The organism is Hydrogenophaga sp. NH-16, from assembly GCF_004006415.1.
Lineage (GTDB): Bacteria > Pseudomonadota > Gammaproteobacteria > Burkholderiales > Burkholderiaceae_C > Hydrogenophaga > Hydrogenophaga pseudoflava.
In genome coordinates, this window is the sequence record NZ_CP029344.1 from 456,639 (window position 1) to 478,488 (window position 21,850).

Here is a 21,850-nt window from a genome sequence, read left to right on the forward strand (position 1 = left end):
GCACATACAATGCGGGCTCTCTCAAGCCGCCATAGTTCAATGGATAGAACGAGCGCCTCCTAAGCGCTAGATACAGGTTCGATTCCTGTTGGTGGTACCAGTCACCGCTGGCGCAACGTACGCGAGAGCATGATCACCGGCACCAGGCCCACCAGCACCAGCGTCAGGGCTGGCAAGGCCGCCTCCCCCAGGCGCTCGTCGCGCGCCAGCTGGTAGGCCACCACCGCCAGGGTGTCGCTGTTGAAGGGCCGCAGCACCAGGGTTGCCGGCAGTTCCTTCATCACGTCCACAAACACCAGCAGCGCCGCCGCCGCCGTCGTGCGCCGCAGCAGCGGCCAGTGCACGCGGGCGGCCAGCGCAGCGCCGGTGGTGCCGAGCATGCGGGCCGAGTCGTCCAGGCTGGCCGGGATGCGCGCATAGCCGCTCTGCGCCGATTGCAGGGCCACCGCCGTGAAGCGGACCAGGTAGGCCCAGACGATGCCCATCACGGTGGCGGTCACCCAGTAGCCGATGCTGCCATCGGGAAAGGCCTTCTGCGCCCAGCCCACCGGCAGCAGCAGGCCGACCACTATCACCGCACCCGGCACCGCGTAGCCCAGCCCTGCCAGCTGCACCACGCCCCGCGTCAGCGGACCGGGCCGGGTGCGCACGGCAAACGCCAGCACCAGGGCCAGCACCGTGGCCGCCGCCGAACTGATGGCGGCCAGGCGCACGCTGTTGCCGGCCCACTGCACGAACGAGGTCCAGGGCAGTTCTTCCCAGCCGCCGATCAGCGGGCGCAGCATGAACAGCACCGGCAGCACGAAACCAAACAGAATGGGCAGCGCGCAGGCCAGCCAGGCCAGCGCGGACCGCCCGCCCGACAGCGGCACCGGCTGCGCGTCGGCGCTGCCGGCGCGCTGGCCGCGCAGCGAGGCAAAGCGCATGCGCTGCTGCGCACGGCGCTCCAGCCACAGCAACAGCGCCACCAGTGCCAGCAGCACGGTGGCCAGCTGCGCCGCCGCCAGCGGCATGTCCATGGACAGCCAGGCCTTGTAGATGCCGGCGGTAAAGGTCTGGATGCCGAAGTAGCTGGCCACGCCGAAGTCGGCCAGCGTCTCCATCAGTGCCAGCGCCACCCCCGCCGCCACCGCCGGGCGCGCCAGCGGCAGCGCCACCTCGCGGATGCGGCGCGACAGCGGCGCGCCCAGCAGGCGGGCAGCTTCCATCAGCTGCGCCGCGCGCTCGGTCAGTGCCGTGCGCGCCAGCAGGTAGACATAGGGGTAAAGCGAGAAGGTGAAGACCCAGACCGCGCCCGGCGTGTTGCGGATTTCGGGAAACACCCGCCCGCGCAGGCCGAAGCTCTCGCGCATCCAGACCTGGAGCGGGCCGCTGAACTGCAGGAAGTCGGTGTAGGCGTAGGCCACCACATAGGCCGGCATGGCCAGCGGCAGCAGCAGCGCCCACTCGAACACGCGCCGCCCGGGGAAGTCGAACAGGGTGACCGCGCTGGCGGTGGCCATGCCCACCACCGCGACACCCAGCGCCACGCTCAGGCACAGCACCACCGAAGTGAAGGTGTAGTCCGGCAGCACGGTGCGCGACATTTCCGCGAGCACCTCGCGCGCCGCGGCGTCGAACTGGGACCAGGACGCCAGCAGCGCCAGCACCGGCAGGGTCAGCGCCAGGGCCAGCAGCAGCAGACCAACGGTGGAGGAAATGCGGGACAACACAAATGAGAATTGTAGTTATCTACAATGGACCACCATGTTCCTCCAGGTCAGCCAGCTCAGCGTCAAGTACTCCGGCTCGTCCCTCCCCGCGGTGGACGGCGTGTCGCTCGGCCTTCGTGCGGGCGACATCGGCGTGCTGATCGGGCCCTCGGGCTGCGGCAAGACCACGCTGCTGCGTGCGGTCGCCGGACTGGAACGTGCGTACGCCGGCAGCATCACGCTGGAGCGCGAAACCGTCAGCGACGGCTCGCTGCATGTGCCGGCCGAGCGGCGGCGCATCGGCATGGTGTTCCAGGACTACGCGCTGTTCCCCCACCTTGATGTCGGCCGCAACGTGGCCTTCGGCATCGCCAAACTGCCGCGCGCCGAACGCGAGCAGCGCGTGGCCGAGGTGCTGGCGCTGGTCGGGCTGGACGGCATGCAGGCGCGCTACCCGCACGAACTCTCCGGCGGCCAGCAGCAGCGCGTGGCCCTGGCCCGCGCCCTGGCGCCGCACCCCCGGCTGCTGCTGCTCGACGAACCCTTCTCCAACCTCGACGTCGACCTGCGCGAGCGGCTGGCGCACGAGGTGCGCGGCATCCTCAAGGCCGCCGGCGCCACCGCCCTCTTCGTCACCCACGACCAGCTCGAAGCCTTCGCCATCGGCGACCTGATCGGCGTCATGCACCAGGGCCACCTGCACCAGTGGGACGACGCCTACGCGCTCTACCACCGGCCCGCCACGCGCTTCGTGGCCGAGTTCATCGGCCACGGCGTGTTCGCGCCGGCCCAGATCCAGCAGGTGGCCGGCGAGGTGATCGTGCAGACGCCCATGGGCGCGCTGCTGGATGTCGAGGAATGTCCGCTGCCCTCGGCCTACGAGGCCGGGCTGTGCGACGTGCTGCTGCGCGCCGACGACATCGTGCACGACGACGAGGCGCCGGTGAAGGCGCAGATCGTGCGCAAGGCCTTCCGCGGCTCTGAGTTCCTCTACACGCTGCGCCTGTCCAGCGGTGAGACGCTGATGACGCACGTGCCCTCGCACCACAACCACGCGGTGGGCGAGTGGATCGGCATCCGGGCCGAGGTCGACCACGTGGTCACCTTCGAGCGCGGCGCCACGGCGACCACGCCGCCCGCGCCGGGCGTGCACCTGCGCTGAGGCCCCGGTGGCGGGTGCCCGGACCACGCCGTCCATCCTGCTCACCGGCTTCGAGCCGTTCGGTGGCGAACGCCTCAACCCCAGCGCGCTCGTCGCGCAGGCCCTGCACGGCCAGCACATCGGCGGCCGGCCGGTGACCTCTCTGGTGCTGCCCTGTGTGTTCGGTGACGCCATCGCCGCACTGGAGCAGGAGCTGGCGGCTCAGCGCCCCGCCCTGGTGCTCTGCCTCGGACAGGCCGGCGGACGCGAAGGCGTGACGGTGGAGCGCATCGCCGTCAACCGGGACGACGCGCGCATCCCGGACAACGCGGGCGCGCAGCCGCTGGACCGTGCGGTGCTGCCAGGCGCACCGGCGGCCTACTTCAGCCGCCTGCCGGTCAAGGCCCTGGTGGCGGCGCTGCAGGCCAAGGACGTGCCGGCGGCCGAGTCACTGAGCGCCGGCAGCTTCGTCTGCAACCACCTGTTCTATGGCCTGATGCACGCCCTGCGGCGCCGCCGCAGCGTGCAGGCCGGCTTCGTGCACCTGCCCTGGCTGCCCGAGCAGGTCGCGGAGCGCCCCGGGGCCTTCGCGCTCCCGCTGGACACCCAGGTGCGCGCCGTGCAGCACCTGCTGGCCACGGCGCTGCAGTGGCGAGGCCGGGGCGATCTGCAGCGCGTGGGCGGCGCGCTGGACTGATCCCGCTCCGCTTCAGTTCAGGCGCTGCTTGAGCGCCGGGATGCGCGAAATCAGCAAGCCGTCCAGCAGCAGCACCGCCACCAGCACCGCGCCCGAGAGCGGGAACGCCAGCGCCACCGCCAGCATCACCACCGCACCGGTTTTCCAGAGCGCGGCGTCGGCGGGTGCGCGCGGCGCCACCAGACGACCGGCGTTCGCGGGCCGGCGCTTCCACCACATCACGATGCCGCTGACGCACAGGAAGAGCACCGCCAGGCAGAACAGCACGTTGGCCCAGGCGCTCCACAGGCCCATGTCGCCCTGGTGCAGCGCGATGCCCACGGCCATGAGCTTGGCCATGGGCGAGTAGTCGGCGAATGCGGCTTCGGCCAGCACGCGGCCGGTGTACTGGTCCAGGTGCACGAAGCGGTCGCCGGCCGGGTCGCTCAGGTCGCCGCTCATGCTGTCGGCGCTGATGCTGTAGACGCCGGTGTCGTCCTGCGGCACGGCGATGTGGAACTGGCCGCCAAAGCCGATGGAGCGCGCGTAGGCGTCGACCGTGTCGAGGTTGACCGGCTGGCCAGTGGGGATGCCCGGCCGGCCGGCGCTGGAGCCGGAGGCCGGCATCGGCGTCTGCTCCAGCCCCCAGGGCACTTCCTTCAGGCCCGGGGTGGCGAGCGCCGCGTGCGTCGCGTCGGACCTCGGCACGTCGTCCCACTTGGCGGCGGGGAAGCTGCCCCAGGGCTGCACGAAATGGCCACCCCAGATGCCCGCCCAGGCCAGCCCCGTCAGAAGGAAGAAGGCCAGCACCAGGCCGACCCAGAAAGCCACGCTCACGTGCAGCGACTTCCAGGCGCTGCGCCCCCTGGCCGAGAGGTCGGGCATCAGCACCCGGGCCCAGCCCTGCCCGCCGCGCGGCCAGGCCATGTAGGCGCCGGTGACGATGAGCACGATGCCCAGGCCGGCGGCGATCTCGATCAGCCGGTCGCCCAGGTCACCGAGCAGCAGCGTTCCGTGGATCTTCTCGGCCCAGGCGAACACGGTGCGCTCCTTGTCCACGTTGCGCAGCAGCTCGCCGGTGTAGGGGTTGACGGCCACGGCCTCCTCGCGCCCGTCCGCCGTCACCACGAACCAGGCCGGCCGCGTGTCGGACTTCGGCGCCACGTACTCCTTGAGCTTCGCGCCGGGCCGCTGGGCCAGCACCGCCTGCGCCAAGGCGCCGACCGGGACGGTGCTCGCCTTCGGCTGCACGTCGATGTTCATGCCCAGGCGGTGCTGGAAGCCGGTGAAGAACACCATGACCAGGCCGGTGATGGCCAGCATGGTGAGGAAGGGCACGACGCAGAGGCCGGCGTAGAAGTGCCAGCGCCAGGCCAGCATGTGGAACTTGCCCAGCGCCGGGGTGGTGGGTGGCATGGCGGGTTCCTGGCGGTTCATGACAGGACGCCGATGGCCATGGACGGCGACACCCAGGGCGCGAACCCGGTCGGCTTGACCGGGGGCAGCGGGTGGACGCGGGCCGGTCCGCTCTTGCGCCGGCGCGGGGGTAGCAGCTGGGCCAGGCCGCGGCAGACGGTTTCGGCCTTGGCGTCCACCATCTGGGCCAGCTCGCGCAGGGCAGGCAGGGCCGAGCGCAGCGCGTCCGCACGCGCCTCGTCGGCCGCCTGTGCGCCCTGCCAGGGCAGGCCGAGCAGCTGGAGCAGGCAGGCCAGCCGGGACAGCACGTTGCCGGTGCGCAGCGTGGCCATGTCCTGGGTGCGCATCTGCTGCTGGAACAGGGCCTCGCGCAGCAGGGCCTCGCGCTCGGTCTCGGTGGTCACCGGCACCAGGGCCAGCCGGCAGTCGGTGAAGGCAATGGCGGTGAACTGGTAGGGCTGATCACACAGCGACTCGATGCCCACCAGATCGCCCGGCAGGGCGATCAGCACCGGCAGACGGGACGGGCCGCTCTCGCGGTCCAGGCGCACCGTGCCGTCGAGCACGCGCCACAGGCCACCGGTGGCACCGGCCTTGAAAAGGGGGTCTTGACCGGCGCACAGGCGCACCGGTTCTTTCACAGGGTTCGACATGGCAACTCCAGAAACGGACTTCACGAGGCCGAGTGCATCGGTGCACCGCGGCCGACGAGGCGGGACAGGCCCGCCGGTGAATCAGCCCTGGAGCGGCGGGCCGCGCGCGGCGGCGCGGGGCGCCTCGGCGGACCGGAGATCGGTGGAGAAGAAGAACGGTGTGGGCCAGCTCGCCACCACCGCGGGCAGCGCGGGCCAACCGGGCAGCAGGGGCGCAAAGCGTTCGGCGGCCAGCGTGCAGTGGCCACACAGATCGAACGCGTCGGAGCGCCCGCCGTCCGGGCTGGCGGCGCGGTCTGCCCCTGGGTCGTCCGCCAGCACCCACTGCATGCCCTGCGCGGTGCAGAGCTCGACCCAGTCCTGCCCGTCCTGCGGCGGCCCGGCCGCGAGCGCGCGCGAGACCGCGGGCGCCAGCGTGGCCAGCAGCAGGGCGGCGAGCAGCCCGCCCGACAGGCGTCGGGACAGGCGGTGCCAGGACAGCAGGGTCATCGGGCGCGCGGCTCAGGGCCTCAGTGCTTGTGCTCGGTGGCCGGTGCGGGCTTGCTGCCCATGGCGGCCGGAGTCGCCAGCGGCTTGGCCGGGGCCTTGACCTCGACGGTTTCGCGCTTGCCGTCCTTGCCTTCGAACACCAGCGTCACCGGCACCACGTCGCCCTCCTTCACCTGGGCCTTCAGGTCCAGCAGCATCACGTGGTAGCCGCCAGGCTTGAGCTCGACCGCCTTGCCGGCCGGCAGCGCCAGGCCGGGGATCTGGCGCATCTTCATCACGTTGTTGTCCATCGCCATCTCGTGGATCTCGACCACGCCGGCCACCGGCGACTTGACCTCGACCAGCTTGCTGTCGGCCTTGGCGGTGAGCTGCATGAAGGCGCCGGTGGCCTTCTGCTGGGCCACGGTCGCGCGGACCCAGGGGTCCTTGATCTCGACCGAGGACTGTGCAAAGGCGCTGGCCGACGCGGCGATGAGGGCAATGCTGATGAGGTGTTTCATGGGGACTCCTTGGGGTTGAAAAAACGGGGTTGGGGAAAAGGGATCAGGGCACTGGCGCATCCAGCAGCGCCAGGACGTCGGCGGTGTAGTCGTCGGCGGTCTGTTCGTGCCGCAGCGCCACGCGGATGCGGCCCTGGCGGTCGAACAGGTAGCTCAGCGCCGTGTGGTCCATGGTGTAGCTGCTGCCGGTGGGCACCTTCTTGTAGAAAGCGCGGAAGTCCTTCGCGGTCTGCGCGATCTGCTCGGCATTGCCGGTCAGGGCCAGGAAGCTGGGGTGGAAGGCGGCCATGTACTCGCGCAGCAGCTCAGGCGTGTCGCGCTCCGGGTCCACGGTCACGAAGACCACCTGCAGATCGCCGGCCCGGGGGCCCAGCCGCTCCATCACCGCCGCGGCGCGCGTGAGCGCCGTCGGACAGACATCGGGGCACTGCACGAAGCCGAAGTACAGCATCACGACCCGGCCCTGGAAGTCGGCCAGGGTGCGGGTCTGCCCGTTGAAGTCGGTCAGCGAAAAACCGCGGGCGTAGTCGGCCCCGGTGATGTCGATGCCCTTGAACGAGGGCGTCGCCGGTTGGCCACCAGGGGACAGCCGGTCACAGCCCGACAGCAGACCGGCGGCACCGGCTGCGAGCCACAGCAGGCTCTGTCGACGGCTCATGGCGCGTGAAAACAGCGAAGAGGAAACGGACGCGAGAGGCATGGCACCCCCGAAAAACGGACAACACAGGCGCACTCCCGCAGGAGCGCGCCACGGCGCGGGTTTTCAGAGGCTCAGCGGAGGCGCCCGGGAACGGGCGGTCGCCCAGACCGTGTCGGTCAGGGGGGCGCGGTAGAACGCCGAAGGCTGTTCGGCCAGCGGGGCGGGCAGCATGGCCACGGCCTCCACCGGGGGCAGGCCGCTGGCGCCACCGTGCAGGGTGCACCAGGGGCAGTGCGGGCTGGCATCAGAGCCAGCGGGCTGGCCATCGATCTTCTGCGCCAGCTCGCCGGTGTCGGGCTGGACCCAGACCATGCCGGTGGTGGTGCAGATTTCCAGCCAGTCGGCGCGGTCGCTGCCGCCCATCCGGGCCTGTGCGATGGTCGGCGCGAGCGCACCCAGCAGCATGGCCACAAGGGCCAGCCAGGCGGCAAAACGGCGACGCAGGCGCAGGAAAGACATCGCGCGATGTTAACAGCGCGGTCCTGTGGGCGACGCATCCCGGAACCCGCGGCCCCTACGATGCCGCTGTTCGCCCAACCTCCAGGAGACACACGTCATGCTCACCCTCTGCGGCTTTTCGGCCAGCAACTACTACAACAAGGTCAAGCTCGCCCTGCTTGAAAAAGGCGTCCCATTCCAGGAAGAACTGGTCTGGGTCGGCCAGACCGACCGGGCGGCCAGCCCGCTGGGCAAGGTGCCCTACCTGAAGACCGACGAAGGCCCGCTGTGCGAGTCGACCGTGATCCTCGAATACCTGGAAGCGAAGTACCCGCAGCACCCGCTGCTGCCGGCAGACCCGTTCGCCGCGGCCAAGGCGCGCGAACTGCTGCGCTTCATCGAGCTGCACCTGGAGCTGGTGGCGCGCAACCTCTACCCCGAGGCCTTCTTCGGCGGCAAGATCAGCGACGCGGCCAAGGAGAAGACGGCCCAGCAGCTGGAGAAGAACGTGGCCGCGTTCGCCACGCTGGCGGGCTTCCCGTCCTTCATCGGCGGCGCCGAATTCACGCTGGCCGATGTGGGCGCCGCGGTGCACCTGCCGCTGGTCAGCAGCGCCAGCAAGATCATCTATGGCAAGGACGTGCTGGCGGACCTGCCGGTGCGCGACTACCTCAGGCGCATCGGTGAACGCCCTGCGGTGCAGAAGGTCAACGCCGACCGCAAGGCCAACACCGAACTGATGCTGGCGCGCGCGAAAGCGTAGTCAGAAAAATCAGCCCTCGCGCAGTGCGGTCACCGCATCGCGCAGGTTCTGCGCCCAGGTGCGTCGGTCGCGGCCCTGGGCGCGCTGTGGTTCGCCGTAGTGCACCACCGCCACCACGTCGGTGGCGCGCAGTGTGTTCCACAGCGACTGCAGCAGCGTGGTATCGCCGATGAACAGCGGCGCGTCGTGACGCCGACCGTGCACCGGATCGACATAGCTCAGCCCCACCGGCAGCACCGGCGCTTCGGCCGCGATCGCGGCCTGGATCAGGTTGGCGTGGAAGGGCAGCAGGGTCTGGCCGTCGCCGGTCGTGCCCTCGGGAAACACCGCCAGGATGTCACCGCCGCGCAGATGTTCGGCCATCTTGTGCACCACGCGCATGGCGTCGCGCCGGCTCTCGCGTTCGATGTAGAGCGTGCCCGCGCCGGTCACCAGCGCACCGATCACCGGCCAGGCCTTGACGTCGGCCTTGGACACGAAGTGCGACGGCCGCGCCGCGTTCATCACCAGAATGTCGAGCCAAGAAATGTGGTTGGCCACCACCAGCAGGGGGCCGTGCACCGGCGGCGTGCCGCGCACCTGCAGCGTGACGCCCAGGATGCCCAGCATCTGGCGGGTCCACTCGCGCACCAGCAGGTCGGTGGCCTCGGGCGTCAGCTTTCCGAATTCGCTGCGGATGGTCCACAGGCCGCGCAGCACATGGCCCAGGGCGCGCAGGATGCGCCACCCCGCAGCCAGGGCCGAGCGCCGCCGGCCGCTCACGCCGCGGCCCGCGCCGCCTCGTAGGCCACCTGGCCGGCCACCAGCGTGGCGCGCACACGCACCGGCATCTCGTGGCCCTCGAACGGCGTGTGCTTGCCCTGGCTGCGCAGGGCGGCCGGCTCCACCGCCCAGCTGGCGTTGGGGTCGAACAGGCAGAGGTCGGCCGCGCCGCCCACGCTGATCTGCCCCACGCTGTGCTGCAGCGTGCCCAGTGCGCCCCCCAGCACCGCCTGCGGGCCGCTGGTGAGCACGGCCAGCGCCTGCATCAGGCCCAGGCCATCCTGCTGCGCCCATTTGGCCGCCAGGCCCAGCAGCAGCTCCACCGCGGTGGCACCGGGCTCGGCCTCGGCGAAGGGCAGCACCTTGGCGTCGGCGTCCACCGGGTTGTGGTCGGACACCAGGGCGTCGATGGTGCCGTCGGCCAGGCCGGCGCGCAGCGCTTCGCGGTCGCGCTGCTGGCGCAGCGGCGGCTGCAGGCGGGCGCGGCTGTCGTAGAAGCCGATGTCCACGTCGGTCAGGTGCAGGTTGTGCACACTCACGTCGCAGCTGACCGGCAGGCCCTCGGCCTTGGCCTGGCGCACCAGGGCCAGGCCAGCGGCGCTGCTGATGCGGCACAGGTGCACGTGCACGCCCTTCTCGCCCGCCGCCTTGGCCGCGCCGTGCACACCGCGCAGCAGCTCGAACAGGGTGTGCAGCGCGATGGTTTCGGCCGCGGCCGGCACGCCGGCCAGGCCCATGCGCGTGGCCAGCGGACCGCTGGCAGCGACACCCTTGCCGAGCCAGAAGTCCTGCGGCCGCAGCCACACGGTGTAGCCGAAGGTGGCGGCGTACTGCAGCGCTCGCTGCAGCACCTGCGCGTTGACGATGGGCACCTCGGCCTGGCCGAAGCCGATGCAGCCGGACTCGGTGAGCTCGGCCATTTCGGTCAGCACCTCGCCCTTGAGGCCGCGCGTGAGCGCGCCCAGCGGGAACACGCGCGACTGGTGCAGCTTCTCGGCGCGGAACTTGAGCATATCCACCAGGCCCGGTTCGTCGAGCACCGGGTCGGTGTCGGGCGGGCAGACCAGCGACGTGACACCGCCGGCCACGGCCGCGGCCATTTCGCTCTCCAGCATGCCGGCATGCTCCTGGCCGGGCTCGCGCAGGCGCACAGCCAGATCAACCAGGCCAGGCGCGACCACCAGACCCGAGGCGTCGATGGTGCGGTTGGCATGGAAGTCGGGCGCGATTTTGCCGATGGCGATGATGCGGCCCGCCGCAATCGCGATGTCGGCCAGCTCGTCGCGGCCGCTGGCCGGGTCCATGACGCGGCCGTTCTGGATCAGGATCTTCATGGTGTGCCTATCGGTGCGGAGATCGGTGCCCCGGCGGAAGAGGACGTGGACAGGATGTGGCGCAGCGCATCGACCAGGGCTTCGCACTCGACCTGGGTGCCGATGGTGATGCGCAGGTGGTTGTCGATGCGGGGCTGTTTGAAGTGGCGCACGAGGATGCGGCGCTCGCGCAGGGCGCTGAACAGGTCGGCCGCGCGCGCGCTGGCATGGCGCACGAACAGGAAGTTGGCGCTGGACGGCAGGCAGTCGAAACCCAGGCCGTCGAACTGCTGTTCCAGCCACTGGCGGCTGGCGGCAATGCGCGCCGACAGCGCCTGCAGGTGCCCGTCGTCCTCGATGGCGGCTTGTGCACCGGCCAGCGCCAGCCGGTCCAGCGGGTAGGAGTTGAAGCTGTCCTTGACCACGTGCAGCGCCTCGATCAGCGAGGTGTGGCCCATGGCAAAACCGACGCGCAGCCCGGCCAGAGCGGCCGACTTCGACAGCGTGCGCACCACCAGCAGCTGCGGGAAACGATTGATCAGCGCCACGGCGCTCTCCGCGCCGAAGTCCACATAGGCTTCGTCGATGACCACCACCGAGCCCGGGTTGCTTTCGAGCAGCTGGGTCAGTTCGGACAGAGAGAGAGCGATGCCCGTCGGGGCGTTCGGGTTGGGCAGCACGATGCCGCCGTTGCCGCGCCGGTAGTCGGCCACGCGCACGCGGAAGGCATCGTCCAGAGGGATCGGCTGCGGCTCGATGCCGTAGAGCGCGCAGTACACCGGGTAGAACGAGTAGCTGACGTCCGGGAACAGCACAGGCCGGCCGTGGCGCAGCAGGGCGCAGAACGCGTGGGCCAGCACCTCGTCGGAGCCGTTGCCGACGAACACCTGCTCGGGCGTCAGCCCGAAACGCTTCGCGATGGTCTGACGCAGCGACAACGCGGTCGGGTCGGGGTAGAGGCGCAGGCGTTCGTCAGCTGCATCACGCACCGCGTCGAGCACGCGCGGCGACGGCGGGTACGGGCACTCGTTGGTGTTGAGCTTGATCCAGCCCGCGCCCTGCGGCTGTTCGCCGGGCACGTAGGCGTGCAGCCCGCGCACCGCGGGGCTCCAGAGCGCACGCGCAGCAGCCTCTTTCCTAGAGCTCATGCCTCGTTCCCGGCCACGATACCCAGCACGGCCATGCGGACGGCGATGCCGAAGGTCACCTGCGGCAGGATCACGCTCTGCGGTCCGTCGACCACGGCGGACTCGATCTCGACGCCGCGGTTGATCGGCCCCGGGTGCATGACGATGGCGTCCGGCTTGGCCCAGCGCAGGCGCTCGGTGGTCAGACCGAAGCTCTTGAAGTACTCCTGGCTCGATGGCAGCAGGGCGCCGCTCATGCGCTCGTTCTGCAACCGCAGGGTGATCACCACGTCGCAGTCCTTGATGCCTTCTTCCAGCGTGTGGCAAACCCGCACACCCAGATGCGAGAGGTCGCTGGGCACCAGGGTGCGCGGGCCGACCACGCGCACGTCGGGGCAGCCCAGCGTGGTGAGCGCGTGGATGTCGGAGCGCGCCACGCGCGAGTGCAGCACGTCGCCGACGATGGCCACCGAGAGCTTGCTGAAGTCCTTCTTGTAGTGCCGGATGGTGTACATGTCCAGCAGGCCCTGCGTGGGGTGCGCGTGGCGGCCGTCGCCGGCATTGACCACGTGCACGTGCGGGGCCACATGCTGGGCGATGAGATAGGGCGCTCCCGATTCGCTGTGGCGCACCACGAAGATGTCGGCCGCCATGGCCGACAGGTTGGCGATGGTGTCCAGCAGCGACTCGCCCTTGGCGGTGGAGCTGCGCGCGATGTCCAGCGTGTAGACGTCGGCCGACAGGCGCGTGGCCGCGATGTCGAAGGTGGTACGGGTGCGGGTGCTGTTCTCGAAGAACAGGTTGAACACGCTCTTGCCGCGCAGCAGCGGCACCTTCTTGACCTCGCGGTCGCTCACGCTCACGAAGCTCGACGCAGTGTCGAGGATGTGCGTGAGGATGTCGCGCGGGAGGCCTTCGGTGGAGAGCAGGTGGATCAGCTCGCCGTTCTTGTTCAGCTGGGGGTTGCGTGGCACGTCAGTTTTCCTTGGTTTCCAGCACGAATCGGAAGCGCCCCTCGCTGTCGCGCGCCAGCTCCAGCAACTGGTTGGCGGGCAGGGTCAGGGTGGCGGCGCAGAGATTGGCCTGGATGGGCAGCTCGCGACCGCCGCGGTCGACCAGCACCGCCAGTTGCACGCTCGCGGGGCGGCCGTAGTCGAACAGCTCGTTGATCACCGCGCGCAGGGTGCGGCCGGTGTAGAGCACGTCGTCGATCAGCACCACGTTCGCACCGTCCACTTCATAGGGCAGCACGGTCTGAGCCGAGATCGACAGGCCGCGCTGCGCGAAGTCGTCGCGGTGCATGGACGAGGAGATCACACCTGCGTCGCCGGGCAGGCCCAAGTCGCGCTGCAGGCGCTCGGCCAGCCAGGCACCGCCCGAGGTGATGCCGGCCAGCACCACCGGTTGCGGGGTGGCGGCAATCAGCGCCTGGACGCCTTCGCGAAGTTCGGCATAGAGCAGCTCGGCGTCGAGCTGGATGTTTTGGATCACGGCAGGCTCCTCAGAAACTGTTCCAGGATGATGCAGGCGCTGGCCGCATCGGCGTCCTTGGCCCCCAGTGCGTGGGCCTCGGTGGTCGAGTAGCGTTCGTCGACCTCGTACACCGGCAGGCCGTGGCGGCCGCGCAGCCGGCGCGCGAACTTCTGCGCCCTCAAGGTGTTCTCGTGGGACGCCCCGTCGGGATGGAACGGCACGCCGACGACGAGGGCGTCGGGCTGCCACTCCTTGATGCGTTCGGCGACTTTCACGAAGCGCGCATCGCCTTCGGCGGCGATGGTGACCTGCGGAGTGGCGGTGCGGGTCAGGCGGTTGCCGCTGGCCACACCGGTGCGCTTGAGTCCGAAGTCAAAGGCCAGAAAGGTCTGGCAGGCGGCCGGCACGTCCATGGCGTCAGGCGTGTCCGGCATCGGGGGACAGCATCCAGGGCGCCAGACCCAGCAGGCCCATCGCCTTCTCATAGCGTTGCGACACCGGCGTGTCGAAAATCAGCGCTGGGTCGGCGGCCACCGTGAGCCAGCTGTTTTCGGTGATCTCGGATTCGAGCTGTCCCTCTCCCCAGGACGCGTAGCCCAGCGAGACAAACACCTTGCGTGGACCCGCGCCCGAGGCGATGGCTTCGAGCACATCGCGCGAGGTCGTCATCTCCAGCCCGCCGGGAATGGACAGCGTGGAGGCGTAGACCGACTCGCCTTCACCCGCGTCGATGGCTTCGTGAAGCACGAAACCGCGCTCGGTCTGCACGGGACCGCCCTGGAACACGGGCTGATCGCGCAGATCGTCGCGCCCCAGCACCAGGTCGACCTTGGCGAACAGTCCGGGCAGCAGGATGTCGGAAGGCTTGTTGATCACGAGTCCGAGCGCGCCGCGCTCGCTGTGTTCGCACATGAACACCACGCTGCGGCCGAACAGCTCGTCGTTCAGCCCGGGCATTGCAATCAGGAAGTGATTGGTGAGATTGATCGGGGCAGAATCCGCAGTCATGGCGCAATTTTAAGCGGCGGCCCGTGCCCGCCCCGCCGTCACCGAGCAGCCCCCGATGACACGCTACGACAGAGGACTGATGTGGTTCCGGCGCGACCTGCGGGTGCAGGACAACGCCGCCCTGCACCACGCGCTCAAACACTGCCGCCAGGTCTGGTGCGTGTTCGTGTTCGACACGGAGATCCTCGACCCGCTGCCGCGCGCCGACCGGCGGGTGGAGTTCATCCACGCCAGCGTGCTCGAACTCGATGCCGGGCTGCGCGCCCTGGGCGCCCGGCACGGCCGCGAGCGCACCGGCCTCATCGTGCGGCACGCGGCCGCGCGCGAAGACATCCCGCGGCTGGCCCGGCAGCTGCATGTGCAAGCGGTGTTCACCAACCACGACGACGAGCCCGCAGCCCTGGCCCGCGATGCCCAGGTGCTGGGCGCGCTGGCACACGCCGGCGTCATGCTGCACAGCCACAAGGACCATGTGATCTTCGAACGCCGCGAGGTGCTGACCCAGGCCGGCCAGCCGTTCGGCGTGTTCACGCCCTACAAGAACGCCTGGCTGCGCAAGATCGAGCCGTTCTTTCTCAAGGCCTATCCCGTCGACAAATACGCACCGGCCCTCGCACCACTGCCCGATGCGATGGATGGGCCGCTGCCCCGGCTGTCCGATCTGGACTTCGAGACCACCAACCTGTCGAAGCTGCCCATGCCCACCGGCGCCAGCGGTGCACAGACCCTGGTGGCGGATTTTATGGACCGCATCGAACGCTACGACACGGCGCGCGACTTTCCGGCGGTCAAGGGCCCGAGCTATCTGAGCGTGCACCTTCGCTTCGGCACGGTGTCGGTGCGCCAGCTGGCGTCGCTGGCCTGGCAGATGCACCTGCAGGGCATGAAGGGGGCCAGCACCTGGCTGTCGGAGCTGATCTGGCGCGACTTCTACCACCAGGTCCTGGCCAACTTTCCACACGTGGTCGGCAACGCATTCCGACCCGAGTACGACAAGGTGCGCTTCGAACATGGCAAGCACGCCCAGACCCTGTTCGCGGCCTGGTGCGAGGGCCGCACCGGCTACCCGCTGGTGGACGCGGCCATGGCCCAGATCAATCAGACCGGCTACATGCACAACCGGCTGCGCATGGTGGTGGCCAGCTTCCTGGTGAAGGACCTGGGCATCGACTGGCGGTGGGGCGAGCGCTACTTCGCCGAGAAGCTGATCGACTTCGACCTGGCCGCCAACAACGGCGGCTGGCAGTGGGCGGCCTCGACCGGCTGCGACGCCCAGCCCTGGTTCCGCATCTTCAACCCGGTAACGCAGAGCGAGAAGTTCGACCCCCAGGGCAAGTTCATCCGCCGCTACCTGCCGCAGCTGGCGGGGTTGTCCGACGCGGCGATCCACGCCCCCTGGAAGGCACCTGAACTGGAGCTGGTGGCGGCGGATGTGCGGCTGGGCCAGACTTACCCGAACCCGATCGTCGACCACGCCATCGCCCGCGAGCGCACGCTGGAGCGTTACGCAGTGGTCAAGCGCTGACCCTGATCACCAGGCCGCCGGGCGACCAGTGGTCAGGCGTTGGCTGCGGCCTGCGCGTAGTTCGCCACCAGGGCCAGCAGCTCGTCTTCCGAGTAGGGCTTGCCCAGGTAGTGGTCCACGCCCAGCTCGCGGGCGTGCTCGCGGTGCTTCTCCGCGATGCGCGACGTGATCATGATCACCGGCAGGTCGGACAGGCGCGGATCGTTGCGGATGTTGCGCACCAGGTCGAAACCGTCCATGCGCGGCATCTCGATGTCCGACAGCACCACGGTCGGGCGCTCCTGCTGCAGGCGCTCCAGTGCCTGCAGGCCATCGGCCGCCAGCGTCACGCGGTAGCCTTCGCGCTGCAGCAGGCGCTGCGTCACGCGGCGCACCGTGATCGAGTCGTCGACCACCAGCACCAGCGGCACGGCACTGACCGCCGCCTCGACCGGCAGCTCGGGAGCGCCTTCGGACGACGCCGCGTCGCGGTGCAGCCGGCCCTCGATCCAGGGTTGCACCTGGTCACCGTACACCGTGGCCAGCGCCACCGGGTTGTAGATCAGCGCCACAGCGCCAGACGCCAGAACCGACATGCCGGCCAGACCGGGCAGGCGCGAGAGCTGCGGACCGAGGTTCTTCACCACGACTTCCTGGTTGCCCAGCACCTCGTCCACGTGCATCGCCACGCGCTGCGCCGCACTTCGGAAGATCACCACCGGCAGCGTGCGGGTCTGTGTTTCCTGCGATTGCGGTGTCGACTGGAGCAGAGCCCCTGCCCAGTAGAACGGCACCTCCTCGCCGCCGACCATGAGCGTCTTTCTGGCGTACGCCTGCGCCAGCTCGTCGGCGCTGACACGGCGAACCAGTTCGACCTGAGTCGACGGCACACCGACCGTCAGTTCACCCGCACGCAGCATCACCACCTGCGTGACGGCGGTGGTCAGCGGCAGCACCAGCTTGAAGCTGCTGCCCTGCCCCGCGTGGGTGTGGGTCTCGATGCGGCCACCGAGCGCCACCACGTCGTTGCGGACCACGTCCATGCCAACACCGCGCCCCGCCAGCGAGGACACCTCGGCAGCCGTGCTCAGGCCAGGGGTGTAGATCAGCTGCGCGGCTTCGTCGTCGGACAGCACCGCGCCGGCGGGCACCAGCCCCTGGGCCAGGGCTTTTTCGCGCAGACGCGCCAGATCGATGCCCGCGCCGTCGTCCTCGAACGTCACCGAGACGTCGTTGAGCTCCTGCGCCAGCCGGATCTCGATGTGACCCTCGGCGGGCTTGCCCTTTTCAAGCCGGCGCTCGGGCGATTCGATGCCATGCACGACGCTGTTGCGCAGCAGGTGTTCGAACGCCGCCGTCATCCGGTCTAGCACGCCGCGGTCCATTTCAATGTGACCGGCCGTGATGTCCAGCCGCACCTGCTTGCCCGTCTCCTTCGAGGCCTGGCGCACCACGCGGTACAGGCGCTCGGAAATGCCTTCGAACTCCACCATGCGGGTGCGCAGCAGGTCGCGTTGCAACTCGCGGGTCTGGCGCCCCTGCGCGACCAGCCCGTCCTCGGTCGCTTCGACCGCACGCTGCAGATTGCGCTGCACCGTGGCCACGTCGTTGACCGACTCGGCCATCATGCGGGTCAGTTCCTGTACGCGCGTGAAACGGTCGAATTCCAGCGGGTCGAACGCGAGTTCGGCATCGCGCGCCTGCGCCAGGCGCGACTGCATCTGCGTTTCGGCCTGCAGTTCGATGTCGCGCAGCTGATGGCGCAAACGGTCGAGGTTGCCCGTCAGGTCCTTGAGCGAGCCGCGCAGGGTCACCAGCTGGGACTCCATGCGCGAGCGGGTGATCATGACCTCACCGGTCTGGTTCATCAGGCGGTCCAGCAACTCCGGACGGACCCGGACGGCGGCTCCTGCACGTTGTGGCACCGGCACCGGCGCCTGCTGAAGAGACAGGCCACTCAGTCCGGCACCCTGAGGCACCGCCACCGAAGCAGCGGCTTCCGACGAGACCACAGCCTCCCCGGAACCCACCACAACCTCGTCCTCGACCGTGATCGACAGTGGTGGCTCGGCGGCTTGCTCCGGCGCGGTCTGCACCACGCCATGAGAGGCGGGATCGGTGCTGCGGAGCAGGTCGAAGCGGGCGCACAGGGCGTCGTAGGCGGACTGCAGGGGCTCCAGCTCCCCGGTCTGCGGGGTGTCGGTGCCCAGGCGTTCAACCGAGGTTTCCATCCGGTGCGCCATTTCGCCCAGACGCAACGCGCCTGCGAGCCGGGCGCTGCCTTTGAGCGTGTGCAGGTTGCGAAGCACCTCGGCGCGTGCACTGCCGTTGTCCGGTCGCGCGATCCACTGGCGCAGGGCACCACCCAGCAGGGGCAGCAACTCCTGTGCTTCGTCGGAGAAGATCGGGAACAGGTCCACATCGATCGTGTCCATCGCATCGATGTCGTCGTCGATGTCCTGGACAGGCCCCCTGGGTTCGTCCATTTCTAACAAGGGCGACAGCGTCGTGTCGTCGTCCGCCAGTACAAGCGACTCGGCGTCGAGGACCTCGGGTGCCACGTGCAGCGGCTCTTCGTCCACCACCACGACAGGCTCCATGCTGTCGACCGGCGTCCCGGTGTCGATGGACGACGCATCCCATTGCGTGTTCAGTTCGTTGTCCAGCGATGGCTCATCGGTCGTGGGCTCGCTGACTGCGTCCGACTCGGTTGGCGTGGGCAGGTGCAGCAACGCCTCCAGACCCGCCAGCAGTTCGGGATTGGGTTCCTTGTAGAAACCCGCCGCAAACTGGTGCAGCAGGCGGCGGATGTCCTCGGCGGCGGCCACGAAAAGCTGTGCCTGCGCATCGGTCGCCGGCTGGCCCGCGCGCTGGTGCGAACCGACCAGCGCCAATGCGTGCTCCAACGCCCGTGCAATATCCGACAGGGGCTGGAAGCCCACCGTCGCTGAGCTTCCTGCCAGCGAATGTGCCAGCGCCTCGGCCTGCTCGGGCAGACGTTCGTGCTGCTCCAGCGACCACTCGGACAGCGCCACACCCAGCCGACGCGACCATTCATCCGCCTCGTTGAGATAGACGTTGTAGAGACGGATGCCGATGCGCAGCGGTCCGATGGCGCGGGTCTGCTCGTCGAGCATCTCGTCCGTCACGGCACCGGAAGGCACGGCGATGTCTGCGGCTTCCTCACCCACGTCGACGTCCGGTGCCTCATCGTCCTCAGCAGGTCCCGAGGCGCTCATGGGCTCTTCCACCAGCACCGGCTCTGGCGTCGGCATCGCCACTGCGTCGAGCTCAATCACCTGCACGCTGTCGGGCTCGGCCGGATTGAACAGCGCAGCAGGCATGGAATCCTGCAAGTCCTGCGCCTGTGGAAGCTCCGCCTCCAGATCGAGAGAGATCTCGTCGAAGATGGATGGATTCTCGTCTGCGGGGTCCACCTGCGCGGGAGATTCCGCATCCTCACCACCCGCTCCGGACTCGACCGGATCAACGAGCGATGCATGCTCCGACGGCACAGGCTCGGGAAGATCAAGCTCCATCACCAGGGCGTCGCCAGACTCCTGTGCGCCCACGCCCAGGTCCACCGCAGGCGCGTCATCCGTTTCGACCTCGATCGACACCACCGGTTCTTCGGCCGCCGGCTCGGTCAGTTCAACAACCTCGACAGCTTCCACCGCCGACTCTGGCAGGGTACCCTCCAGCGGCAGGTGTTCCCGCCGATCGCGCCAAGCCTGGGCGCTGTTGCGGAAGGGCTGGGCCTTCCAGTGCGCGTCCTGGTTCTGGTCGATGTCCTCCACCCAGCGGCCCAGCTCGGTCATGGCTTCCTGCGCCAGCGACAGCAGCGCCGGCTCGGCGGGCCGCTGCTCGGCCAACACCGAGTTGAGAACCTGTTCCATCGCCCAGGCGGCTTCGCCAAACTCACCCAGCCCCACCATCCGGGAGCTGCCCTTGAGGGTGTGGAACGCACGGCGCAGAATCGTGAGCTGCTCCAGCTGACCGGGTTCGTGGCGCAGCGCCTTGAGCGCGGCCAGTCCGTTGCCCACCACTTCACGACCTTCCTCCAGGAAGATGTCGCGCAGATCGTCTTCGCCATCGTCATCGGGCGGCGTGCTGACCGGGGCCACCTGCGCCACAGGCACCGCCGGGACGCCCGACTGGGCCAATCCCACCAGTGCCTGGGCACCGGCCACGGCGTCGCTGCCGACCACGGCCTGGGCTGCCTCGCGCGCGGCGCGTGCCACACCTTCCTGTTCGGCCAGCGATGCCTGGTCGGCGAGAGAATCGAGCTGTTCGCTCAGTTCGGCCAAGTCCACATTGTTCTGGGCGCCTTCGACCACGCGCTGGACGTCCTGGCTCAGCGTTTCAGCTGCGTGCTGCGAAGGAAGGGACACCGGCACTTCTGGAGCCATCCGCCCCATGAGCGGCCGGAGCTCGCCCGCCTGGTCGTCGAACACGAACAGCTTCTTCGCCAGCGCTGGCTGGTAGTTGAGCATGTCCACGAGGAAACTCAGGGCGCTGAGGTTGTTGCCCAGCTGCTGGAAGGTTCCGGCCTCTCGGGCCATGTCCTCGTCGATTTCGGTGTCCAGGATTTGCTCGACCGTCGCGCGCATGCGGGAGACGGTCTGCACCGCCTGTTCAAGGCCCAGCACAGAGAGCACGCCGCGCATCTGCACCAGCTGGGACACTGCCACGTGCAGCCCCGCCTTTTCCTTCGGCGCCCGGAAGAACTGGTCCAGCGACTTCTCCGCCTCGCCCAGCGCCACCTTCAGTTCGCCGACCACGCTGCCCAGCGTCTGGCGATCGCTAACGCGGCGGTAGAGCTGCTCCATCCACGGTTCGAGGGGCTGGGCAGACTCGCCCGCCAGCACCCTCTCCAGACGCTCGGCCAGCAACTGGGTGCGGTCGGTCAGTGTTGCATCGTTGGGATCAAAATCGTCGAACGCCGCTTCCAGGTACAGGGTGGTGGTCGCGACCTCCATTGACAACTCGGGCTTGACGTTCCCGGGTGAGCGCGCCACGTGCTCGGCCGCCTTGACGAGCGAGCGGGCCAGTCCGGTGCTGGCCGGATGCAGCTTGAGCAGCGACTCGCCGATCAGGGTGTACTGGTCGAGCACCGACCGCGCACGACTCAGGTCGCCGCCCGCCAGCAGCGACCACGACTCCTTGCCCGCATTGATCCGCTTGCGGGCCTGCACCAGCAACGCGGGGTCGAAACGCCCCAACGTGGCCTGGCTGTAGTCCACCGGCGCGGCATCGCTGAGACCGAACGCCGCGCGCACCGCTTCGAGATGAGGCGCCGGTGTGCCCGGCACAGGACGCGCCTGGGCACAGAAGAACAGGAGGTCGTGCAACAGCGTCTCGGACACATCGGCGCGCGCACCACCTTGCACCAGACCGGCCAGCTGCAGCAGGATGCGGGAGGCCGCCCTCTTTGCATAGACATCTGGCACGAGAAGGTTCTGCGACAAACCCTCGAAATAGGCCGCGGCTGTTCGCCAGAACGTGACCGCACGGGGTTGCTGCGCACCAGCGGCCAGGCTGGCACACATGCGCGAGAGTTGCGTCGAGGCAGCACGGCTGTTGGTCTTGACCACCAGCAGCACGAGCCGATCGAACAGCGAGCGCACCTGTGGATCCACCTTCATCGGCGGCACCCCGGCAGGCGCTGGCGCCTCCACCCCCCGCCGGTCAAACGACCACAGGTCGGCCGGATGGACGCGCTCGGCACCCGCCAGCTCCTGCACCTCGCGGTACTGGCTGAACAGCGCCACCGGCGGCACCGGCTTGCCGTTCAGCACCGCCTCGAGGTACTCGATCAGGGCGAAGCTCGCGCGCTCGACCTTGCCCGCCGCCTCATCGGTGCAACTGAGCGGGCGCTGCACGAACCGCTGGACTGCCGCCTCCATGCCCCGCAGCACCTGCGCCGGGGCCGCGAGACCGACCACCTCGAGCGCACCCACCGCCTGGTGAAGCTGCTGCCGGGCCACACGCAAGGCCCCGGGGTCGACCGCTTCCAGGTCGCTGTGGCGCGCCTGCTCGGACTCCCGGATGAACCGCCGGATGGCCTTGTTGGCACCCTCCAGCGACTTGCGCAACTCCTCAAACACCCAGGCCAGCGGCCCCAGGTCGTTGAGAGGCGTATCGGTCGGGGCGTGGTCTTGGGTATCGAGCATGTTGGGTCAGGCCTGACGGCCGA

The 21,850-nt window shown here is 69.3% G+C and carries 19 protein-coding genes and 1 tRNA gene; 5 read left to right on the top strand and 15 right to left on the bottom strand.

Features of this window, described 5'->3' with window-relative positions; translation table 11 throughout:
- Positions 1-25 precede the first annotated feature (25 nt).
- A tRNA-Arg gene (locus DD542_RS02235) sits at positions 26-100 on the top strand.
- Between the two features lies 1 nt (position 101).
- On the opposite strand, the gene DD542_RS02240 is transcribed toward DD542_RS02235, so the two are convergent.
- Positions 102-1,712 carry an iron ABC transporter permease gene (locus tag DD542_RS02240; RefSeq protein ID WP_241559657.1) on the bottom strand — a complete coding sequence of 537 codons (1,611 nt, stop codon included), beginning with the start codon at positions 1,710-1,712 and terminating at the stop codon, positions 102-104.
- 34 nt (positions 1,713-1,746) lie between these two features.
- Between DD542_RS02240 and DD542_RS02245 the strand changes: the two genes are divergently transcribed.
- Together DD542_RS02245 and pcp are read left to right on the top strand one after the other, a co-directional pair.
- The gene (locus DD542_RS02245; RefSeq protein ID WP_127803486.1) at positions 1,747-2,853 is read left to right on the top strand and encodes an ABC transporter ATP-binding protein; all 1,107 of its coding nucleotides are present in this window, start codon (positions 1,747-1,749) and stop codon (positions 2,851-2,853) included.
- Positions 2,854-2,860: 7 nt separating this feature from the next.
- The gene (gene pcp / locus DD542_RS02250; RefSeq protein WP_127803488.1) at positions 2,861-3,529 is read left to right on the top strand and encodes a pyroglutamyl-peptidase I; all 669 of its coding nucleotides are present in this window, start codon (positions 2,861-2,863) and stop codon (positions 3,527-3,529) included.
- A 12-nt stretch (positions 3,530-3,541) separates the two neighbouring features.
- On the opposite strand, the gene DD542_RS02255 is transcribed toward pcp, so the two are convergent.
- The 6 genes from DD542_RS02255 to DD542_RS02280 form a co-directional block, all read right to left on the bottom strand.
- Complete coding sequence (locus tag DD542_RS02255) at positions 3,542-4,924, bottom strand: PepSY domain-containing protein (protein WP_206610752.1); 1,383 nt, start codon at positions 4,922-4,924, stop codon at positions 3,542-3,544.
- Between the two features lie 17 nt (positions 4,925-4,941).
- Positions 4,942-5,577: a cyclic nucleotide-binding domain-containing protein gene (locus DD542_RS02260; RefSeq protein ID WP_127803492.1), complete on the bottom strand. Its 636-nt coding sequence runs from the start codon at positions 5,575-5,577 to the stop codon at positions 4,942-4,944.
- Between the two features lie 81 nt (positions 5,578-5,658).
- Entirely contained in the window at positions 5,659-6,066 is a 408-nt protein-coding gene (locus tag DD542_RS02265) for a DUF2946 family protein (RefSeq protein ID WP_127803494.1), read from the bottom strand.
- Between the two features lie 20 nt (positions 6,067-6,086).
- Complete coding sequence (locus DD542_RS02270) at positions 6,087-6,566, bottom strand: copper chaperone PCu(A)C (protein ID WP_127803496.1); 480 nt, start codon at positions 6,564-6,566, stop codon at positions 6,087-6,089.
- Positions 6,567-6,609: 43 nt separating this feature from the next.
- Entirely contained in the window at positions 6,610-7,224 is a 615-nt protein-coding gene (locus tag DD542_RS02275) for an SCO family protein (RefSeq protein WP_127803498.1), read from the bottom strand.
- 105 nt (positions 7,225-7,329) lie between these two features.
- The gene (locus DD542_RS02280; RefSeq protein ID WP_127803500.1) at positions 7,330-7,725 is read right to left on the bottom strand and encodes a DUF2946 domain-containing protein; all 396 of its coding nucleotides are present in this window, start codon (positions 7,723-7,725) and stop codon (positions 7,330-7,332) included.
- A 97-nt stretch (positions 7,726-7,822) separates the two neighbouring features.
- On the opposite strand from DD542_RS02280, the gene DD542_RS02285 reads away from it, so the two are divergent.
- Entirely contained in the window at positions 7,823-8,467 is a 645-nt protein-coding gene (locus DD542_RS02285) for a glutathione S-transferase (protein ID WP_127803502.1), read from the top strand.
- Between the two features lie 9 nt (positions 8,468-8,476).
- Here the strand turns inward: DD542_RS02285 and DD542_RS02290 are convergent, their stop codons facing one another.
- From DD542_RS02290 to DD542_RS02320, 7 genes are read right to left on the bottom strand one after another with little or no spacing between them, the layout of a single operon-like run.
- Positions 8,477-9,229, bottom strand: coding sequence for a lysophospholipid acyltransferase family protein (locus DD542_RS02290; RefSeq protein ID WP_066158699.1), 753 nt, complete (start codon positions 9,227-9,229; stop codon positions 8,477-8,479).
- Positions 9,226-10,563 (bottom strand): dihydroorotase, encoded by a 1,338-nt coding sequence (locus DD542_RS02295; protein ID WP_127803503.1) that lies wholly within the window; start codon positions 10,561-10,563, stop codon positions 9,226-9,228. Before DD542_RS02295 ends, DD542_RS02290 begins: the two co-directional genes overlap by 4 nt.
- Positions 10,560-11,690 carry a histidinol-phosphate transaminase gene (hisC, locus tag DD542_RS02300; RefSeq protein WP_127803505.1) on the bottom strand — a complete coding sequence of 377 codons (1,131 nt, stop codon included), beginning with the start codon at positions 11,688-11,690 and terminating at the stop codon, positions 10,560-10,562. The genes DD542_RS02295 and hisC overlap by 4 nt, the downstream gene beginning before the upstream one ends.
- Entirely contained in the window at positions 11,687-12,643 is a 957-nt protein-coding gene (locus DD542_RS02305) for an aspartate carbamoyltransferase catalytic subunit (RefSeq protein WP_127803507.1), read from the bottom strand. Before DD542_RS02305 ends, hisC begins: the two co-directional genes overlap by 4 nt.
- A gap of 1 nt (position 12,644) precedes the next feature.
- Complete coding sequence (gene pyrR, locus DD542_RS02310) at positions 12,645-13,157, bottom strand: bifunctional pyr operon transcriptional regulator/uracil phosphoribosyltransferase PyrR (protein WP_127807254.1); 513 nt, start codon at positions 13,155-13,157, stop codon at positions 12,645-12,647.
- Complete coding sequence (gene ruvX / locus DD542_RS02315) at positions 13,157-13,576, bottom strand: Holliday junction resolvase RuvX (protein ID WP_127803509.1); 420 nt, start codon at positions 13,574-13,576, stop codon at positions 13,157-13,159. The genes pyrR and ruvX overlap by 1 nt, the downstream gene beginning before the upstream one ends.
- On the bottom strand, positions 13,560-14,150 hold the full coding sequence (locus DD542_RS02320; RefSeq protein WP_066158717.1) for a YqgE/AlgH family protein: 591 nt from the start codon (positions 14,148-14,150) through the stop codon (positions 13,560-13,562). Before DD542_RS02320 ends, ruvX begins: the two co-directional genes overlap by 17 nt.
- 55 nt (positions 14,151-14,205) lie before the next feature.
- Between DD542_RS02320 and DD542_RS02325 the strand changes: the two genes are divergently transcribed.
- Positions 14,206-15,675, top strand: a complete 1,470-nt coding sequence (locus DD542_RS02325) for a deoxyribodipyrimidine photo-lyase (RefSeq protein WP_127803511.1) — start codon at positions 14,206-14,208, stop codon at positions 15,673-15,675.
- A gap of 32 nt (positions 15,676-15,707) precedes the next feature.
- Here DD542_RS02325 and DD542_RS02330 read toward each other — a convergent pair whose 3' ends face one another.
- A complete protein-coding gene (locus DD542_RS02330) occupies positions 15,708-21,827 on the bottom strand; it encodes an Hpt domain-containing protein (RefSeq protein WP_127803513.1) in 6,120 nt (2,039 codons plus the stop codon).
- Positions 21,828-21,850: the final 23 nt, after the last annotated feature.

What these genes read in the sequence shown, in the direction of transcription:
- DD542_RS02255 (WP_206610752.1), bottom strand. Translation starts at nt 4,924, where the DNA reads ATGCCACCCACCACCCCGGCGCTGGGCAAGTTCCACATGCTGGCCTGG.
- DD542_RS02260 (WP_127803492.1), bottom strand. Translation starts at nt 5,577, where the DNA reads ATGTCGAACCCTGTGAAAGAACCGGTGCGCCTGTGCGCCGGTCAAGAC.
- DD542_RS02270 (WP_127803496.1), bottom strand. Translation starts at nt 6,566, where the DNA reads ATGAAACACCTCATCAGCATTGCCCTCATCGCCGCGTCGGCCAGCGCC.
- hisC (WP_127803505.1), bottom strand. Translation starts at nt 11,690, where the DNA reads ATGAGCTCTAGGAAAGAGGCTGCTGCGCGTGCGCTCTGGAGCCCCGCG.
- DD542_RS02325 (WP_127803511.1), top strand. Translation starts at nt 14,206, where the DNA reads ATGACACGCTACGACAGAGGACTGATGTGGTTCCGGCGCGACCTGCGG.
- DD542_RS02330 (WP_127803513.1), bottom strand. Translation starts at nt 21,827, where the DNA reads ATGCTCGATACCCAAGACCACGCCCCGACCGATACGCCTCTCAACGAC.
- DD542_RS02320 (WP_066158717.1), bottom strand. Translation starts at nt 14,150, where the DNA reads ATGACTGCGGATTCTGCCCCGATCAATCTCACCAATCACTTCCTGATT.
- DD542_RS02280 (WP_127803500.1), bottom strand. Translation starts at nt 7,725, where the DNA reads ATGTCTTTCCTGCGCCTGCGTCGCCGTTTTGCCGCCTGGCTGGCCCTT.
- DD542_RS02295 (WP_127803503.1), bottom strand. Translation starts at nt 10,563, where the DNA reads ATGAAGATCCTGATCCAGAACGGCCGCGTCATGGACCCGGCCAGCGGC.
- DD542_RS02275 (WP_127803498.1), bottom strand. Translation starts at nt 7,224, where the DNA reads ATGAGCCGTCGACAGAGCCTGCTGTGGCTCGCAGCCGGTGCCGCCGGT.
- ruvX (WP_127803509.1), bottom strand. Translation starts at nt 13,576, where the DNA reads ATGCCGGACACGCCTGACGCCATGGACGTGCCGGCCGCCTGCCAGACC.
- DD542_RS02285 (WP_127803502.1), top strand. Translation starts at nt 7,823, where the DNA reads ATGCTCACCCTCTGCGGCTTTTCGGCCAGCAACTACTACAACAAGGTC.
- DD542_RS02245 (WP_127803486.1), top strand. Translation starts at nt 1,747, where the DNA reads ATGTTCCTCCAGGTCAGCCAGCTCAGCGTCAAGTACTCCGGCTCGTCC.
- DD542_RS02265 (WP_127803494.1), bottom strand. Translation starts at nt 6,066, where the DNA reads ATGACCCTGCTGTCCTGGCACCGCCTGTCCCGACGCCTGTCGGGCGGG.